This window comes from Pseudomonas sp. K5002 (genome assembly GCF_013386655.1).
Classification (GTDB): Bacteria; Pseudomonadota; Gammaproteobacteria; order Pseudomonadales; family Pseudomonadaceae; genus Aquipseudomonas.
Genome location: NZ_JACARK010001634.1, coordinates 1 through 285, shown reverse-complemented (window position 1 = coordinate 285; position 285 = coordinate 1). Strand labels below are relative to the sequence as shown.

The window sequence follows — 285 nt, the reverse complement described above, 5'->3', positions numbered from 1 at the left end:
CGACCGCCTTGCCGCTGGTGTTCAGTACGAATGCAGCCGTGCCGTCATTGCCCACCACCCGGGTGTCACCCTGCACCAGCAGCGTGTGGGCTTTTTCCATGATCGAGCGCGCATCGAACAGCCGCGAACGGTCCACCTCCCGGGTGAACGCCGCGACGTAATCGCTGCCCGGGTCCATCACGATTTCCTGGGGCGTGCCCTCGCGCACCACTTGGCCGTCGGCCATGATCGCGATGCGTGTGCCCAGCTTCAGGGCTTCCTGGAAGTCGTGGGTGATGAACAGGA

General features: G+C 64.6%; 1 pseudogene. It reads right to left on the bottom strand.

Annotated features, from left to right (window positions below):
* Window positions 1-285 (bottom strand): annotated as a pseudogene (locus HX846_RS38395) (glycine betaine/L-proline ABC transporter ATP-binding protein); the annotation flags it as partial.